Raw genomic sequence first — 5,012 nt, 5'->3', positions numbered from 1 at the left:
GTCGCGGATGGCGGGCGCGATCAGCCCGCCGCCGCGCAGGGCGACGGCAACGCCGAGGTGGACGGCGGGTGCGGGGGTGAATCCGTCGGTCCACCAGCCGTTGAGCTGTGGTACCTCGCGGGCGGCGAGCGCCGCGGCCTTGAGCATCAGGGCGGCCGGCACCAGCCGTTCGGAGACCGGCAGTTGCCGGTTCCGCTCGCGCAGCCACCGCACGGCGGCCGCGAGGTCGACCGTGGTCGACAGGTAGTAGTGGGGGATCTCCCGCTTGGAGCGGTCCATCAGGGCGCCGACGGCCTGCCGCATCGCCTCGGCCCGTGCGCCGGCCGTCCGTGCCGACTCGGGAGCCGTCCGCGGCGATTCGGCGGCCGTCCGCGCTTCCTCCGTCTCCGCCGGGCGCAGCGCGGCGCGGACGTCGGCCGCGCGGACGGCTCCGTCGGCACCGCTCCCCCGTACCAGGGCCAGGTCCAGCCCCGCCTCCTCGGCGATCCGCCGGGCCATCGGTGTGGCCCGGATCCGCGCACCGGCCGCTTCCACCGCGGTGGGCGGGCCCGGCTCCGACGGGCCTTGGTCGCGGGAACGGGTTCTCGACGGGCCTGCGGCCGCCGGTTCTGCCGGGTGCTCGGCGGACGCGTGTGGTGCGGCTTCCACGTCCGCCCTGGTGATCCGCCCGCCGGGCCCCGTCCCGTGGACGTCGGCCAGGTCGACACCGCCCGCCTCGGCCAGCCGTCGGACCAACGGGGTGGCGACCGGCTGCGCGTGCTGTTCCGCCGGCCGCTCGTCCGCCACGGCGGACGGCGCCCCGGCCGGCGTACCCGTGCCCGTGCCCGTACCCGAGTCCGTGCCGGTGTCCGCGGCGATGACGGCCAGCGGCGCGCCGACCGGCACCACGGTCCCGGGTTCGACCAGGAGCTCTTCGACGGTGCCGGTCTCGAAGCACTCCACTTCGATGGCGGCCTTGGCGGTGTCCACCACGGCCACGATGTCACCGCGGTCGACCCTGTCCCCGGGGCGGACGAGCCATTCCAGGAGGGTGCCCTCGGTCATGTCGGCCCCCAGGGAGGGCATGGTGAACTCGGCCATGTCAGCCGACCGCCCGTCGGACGGCCGCCATGACGTCCGCGGTCTGGGGCAGTGCCGCCTCCTCCAGCTGGTGGGCGTAGGGCACCGGGACCTCGGCCGCGCAGACCCGCTCGACCGGTGCGTCCAGGTCGTAGAAGACCTGCTCGGTGATCCTGGCCGCGATCTCGGCGGAGAGGCCGCCGGTCCGCCAGCCCTCGTCGACGACCACGGCCCGGTGCGTCCGGCGGACGGAGCCCATGACGGTGTCGTCGTCCAGCGGCCGGAGCGTGCGCAGGTCGACGACCTCGGCGTCCGTCCCGTCCTCGGCGAGCCGCTCGGCAGCATCCAGCGCCTTGCCGAGGGAACCCCCGTACGTGACGAGGCTGACGGCCGTGCCGGGGCGCCGGACGGCCGCCGTTGCCAGGTCAACCGGTCCGCCGTCGGGATCCGGGGAGCCGGAGGCGTTGTAGAGCGAGCCGTGTTCGAAGATCACCACGGGGTCGGGGTCGGCCAGTGCCGGTGCCAGCATGTGGCGGGCGTCGGCGACCGTCGCGGGGGCGAGGACGCGGATGCCGGGGATGTGCGCGTACCAGCCCTCCAGGCTGTGAGAGTGCTGGGCGGCGAGCTGGCGTCCGGCACCGGTGGTCATGCGGATCACCAGGGGCACGGCCACCTGGCCTCCGGACATGTGGAGCAGCGTGGCGGCGTTGTTGAGGATCTGGTCCAGAGCCAGCAGGCTGAAGTTGACGGTCATGATCTCGACGATCGGACGCATCCCCGCGATGGCGGCGCCGATGCCCGCGCCGACGAACGCGGACTCCGACAGCGGCGTGTCCCGGATGCGGTCCGGTCCGAACTCGTCGAGCAGGCCCAGGCTCACGCCGAACGCGCCGCCGTAGCGTCCGACGTCCTCGCCCATGAGGAAGACCCGGTCGTCGGCGGCCAGCGCCTCGCGCATGGCCTCGCGGAGCGCCTCACGGTACGTGACGCTCCCGGCGGCGCTCCCGGCGGGTGTCACGGCGCCTCCCGGGTGCTGTGCACGAAGCGCAGGAGGTCCTCGACCGGCTCCTGGCCGCCCCGGCGGGCCTTGTCGAGGGCGAGGTCGAGTTCTTCCGCGACGTCCTTCTCCAGGAGTGCGAGCGCGTCGTCGTCGAAGCCGTCCTCGGTCTGCATCCGGCCGACGAGGGCGGTGATCGGGTCGCGGTGCTTCCACCGTTCGACCTCGGCCTTGCCGCGGTAGAGGTCGGGGTCGTACATCGAGTGGGCGCGGAAGCGGTAGGTGCGCAGTTCGAGGAAGCAGGGGCCGTGGCCCTCGCGGACGAGCGCGGCCGCCCGGCGCGTCGCCCGCTCGACGGCGAGGACGTCCATGCCGTCCACCGCCCAGGCGACCATGCCGTAGGAGGCGGCGCGGGCGGCGAGGTCGATCTGGGCGTGTTCTCTGGCCAGCGGGGTGCCCATGGCATAGAGGTTGTTCTCGCAGACGAGCAGCAGGGGCAGCTCCCACAGGGCGGCCAGGTTGGCGGTCTCGTGGAACTCGCCCTCGGCGAAGGCGCCGTCTCCGAAGAGGCAGCAGGCCAGTTGCCCGTCGTGGCGGAGCCGGTCGGCGAGGGCCAGCCCGGCCGCCACCGGCAGGCCGCCGGCGACGATGCCGTGGCCTCCGTAGAACCGCCGGCCGGTGTCGAACAGGTGCATCGACCCGCCCCGCCCCCGGCTGCACCCGGTGATCCTGCCGAGCATCTCGGCGAGCACGGCCTCGGCCGGAATGCCGCGCGCCAGGGCGTGGCCGTGCTCCCGGTAGGTGGTCACCACGGCGTCGTCCTGCGTCAGAGCGCCGAGGACGCCGACGGAGACGGCCTCCTCGCCGATGCACAGGTGGACGAACCCGCGGATCTCCCCAGCGCTGTACAGCTCCACGCAGAGCTCTTCGAAGCGGCGGATCCGCACCATCTCGCGCAGCAGCTCGTGCCGGTGCCCGGTCCGCTCACCGGCGTGATCCGCGGAGCGGCGGGCGTGCGCGCGTTTGCGGGCGGTCATCGCGTCTCCTCCAGGGTGGAGAGGTCGCCCTCCGGGAGGCCGAGTTCACGGGCCCGCAGGAGCCGACGCATCACCTTCCCGCTGCGGGTCTTCGGCAGGTGCTGGTCGAAGGCGATCTCGCGCGGGGCGATGGCGGGGCCGAGCCGCCGCCGGGCGAAGGCCGTGATGTCGCGGACGAGCGGGGTTCCCGGCTCGAATCCCGGCTTGAGCGAGACGAAGGCCTTCACGACCTCCCCCGCGACCGGGTCGGGGCGCCCGATCACTCCGGCCTCGGCCACGGCCGGGTGTTCCATCAGCGTGCTCTCGACCTCGAAGGGCCCGATGAGATGGCCCGCGGACTTGATGACGTCGTCGGCCCGGCCGACGAACCAGTACCAGCCGTCGCTGTCCCGCCGGGCCACGTCGCCGGTGAGGTACCAGCCGTCGGCGAAGCAGGCCCGGTAGCGGTCGTCGGCGTTCAGGTAGCCGCGGAACATCGACGGCCACCCGGGGCGCAGCGCGAGCTCGCCCTCGCCGCCCGGCTCCTGCAGGACGGTCACCCGACCGTTCCGTACGACCGCCCGGCCGTCGGGCCCGCGTTCCAGCACCCCCGCCTCGACGCCCGGGAGCGGCCGTCCCATCGACCCGGGCCGTACCTCGCCGCCCGCAACGTTGGCGATCATGATGCAGCCGGTCTCGGTCTGCCACCAGTTGTCGTGGATGGGCATGCCGAGGATCTCCTCTCCCCAGCGGACGGCCTCGGGATTGAGCGGCTCGCCCACGCTCGCGATGAAGCGCAGCGCCGACAGGTCGAAGGAGCGCGGGAGTTCGGGCGGGGCTCCGCGGGGTGAGACCCGCATCAGCATCCGGATGGCCGTGGGCGCGGTGTACCAGACGTTCACCCGCTCGCGGGAGAGGATGCCGTACCAGCGCCGGGCCTCGTACTCGCCGGCGTCGACGACGGCGGTGACCCCGTGGGTGAGCGGGGCGATGATCCCGTAGGACGTACCGGTGACCCACCCGGGGTCGGCGGTGCACCAGAACACGTCGTCCGGTCGGAGGTCGAGGGCGAGCGCGGCCGTGGCGTGGTGGGCGACCACGGCTTCGTGGACGTGGACGGCGCCCTTGGGCGTGCCGGTGGTCCCGCTGGTGAAGTGGAGCAGCGCCATGTCCTGCGGGTCGGTGTCCGGGATGGTGAAGTCGTCGGATGCGTCGGCCGTCAGCGCGTCGAAGGGAAGGGTGCCCGGGAAGGCCTCGGTGGTCGGGCCGACGATCAGGACGTGTTCGAGGCGCGGCAGGTGTTCCCGACGGCCGGCCACCTTGCGGCGGTAGAGGTCCCCGGTGGTGACCAGCACCCGCACGTCGCCCAGCCGCAGCCGCTCCTCGACCGGCACCGGCCCGAAGGCGGGAACAGCGGGCAGAACACCGAGGTGTTCTTCAGCGTGCCGAGCACCGACGCGTACAGCTCGGGGCACCGGTGGAGCAGCGAGGCGACCCGGTCGCCGGGACCGACTCCGAGTGCCTGCAGTCCGCCGGCGAACCGGTTGCTGAGCCGGGCGAGTCGGCCGTAGGTGATCTCGGTGACGGTGCCGTCGGCGGCGATGCAGCGCAGTGCCGGCCTGTCTCCCCGGCCGGCGGCGACATGCCGGTCGACGGCCTCGTGAGCGATGTTCAGTCCACGTCCGCCGGGCAGACCGTCGAGCCGCTCCCGGGCGCGGCGCCAGTGGTCCGCGCGTACCTCCGGGGTGCCGGCAGCGGCTGCGTCCGTGGCCCGTTCCGGGCCGTCAGAGTGCATGTTCGCTCCTCCCGACCGAGGCCCTCCCCGTCCGGTCCGGACGGCGGCTCCACGCAGTGTCCGGACCCGCACTTCCATCGTGCGATGAACGGGCAGCCGTCGCGCGACGGACTCGCGGCCCGCGCACGGGAGCGGTTCACAGCCG

4 protein-coding genes and 1 pseudogene are annotated in these 5,012 nt (G+C 73.8%); all 5 read right to left on the bottom strand.

The features are described 5' to 3' along the window. A partial coding sequence (locus ABZ641_RS25545) for an E3 binding domain-containing protein (RefSeq protein WP_359985242.1) occupies positions 1-1,080 on the bottom strand: 1,080 nt, incomplete at its 3' end. A gap of 1 nt (position 1,081) precedes the next feature. Continuing rightward, positions 1,082-2,077 (bottom strand): alpha-ketoacid dehydrogenase subunit beta, encoded by a 996-nt coding sequence (locus ABZ641_RS25540; protein WP_359985239.1) that lies wholly within the window; start codon positions 2,075-2,077, stop codon positions 1,082-1,084. Next, positions 2,074-3,093, bottom strand: a complete 1,020-nt coding sequence (gene pdhA, locus ABZ641_RS25535; RefSeq protein WP_359985237.1) for a pyruvate dehydrogenase (acetyl-transferring) E1 component subunit alpha — start codon at positions 3,091-3,093, stop codon at positions 2,074-2,076. The genes ABZ641_RS25540 and pdhA overlap by 4 nt, the downstream gene beginning before the upstream one ends. Beyond that, the gene (locus tag ABZ641_RS25530) at positions 3,090-3,386 is read right to left on the bottom strand and encodes a hypothetical protein (protein WP_359985244.1); all 297 of its coding nucleotides are present in this window, start codon (positions 3,384-3,386) and stop codon (positions 3,090-3,092) included. Before ABZ641_RS25530 ends, pdhA begins: the two co-directional genes overlap by 4 nt. A 225-nt stretch (positions 3,387-3,611) precedes the next feature. Then, positions 3,612-4,867: pseudogene (locus ABZ641_RS25525) on the bottom strand (AMP-binding protein); the annotation flags it as partial. Positions 4,868-5,012: the final 145 nt, after the last annotated feature.

The organism is Kitasatospora sp. NPDC007106, assembly GCF_040634455.1.
Taxonomy (GTDB): Bacteria; Actinomycetota; Actinomycetes; order Streptomycetales; family Streptomycetaceae; genus Kitasatospora; species Kitasatospora arboriphila.
The sequence above is the reverse complement of the archived record's forward strand: the minus strand, read 5'-3'. Positions and strand labels throughout refer to the sequence as shown.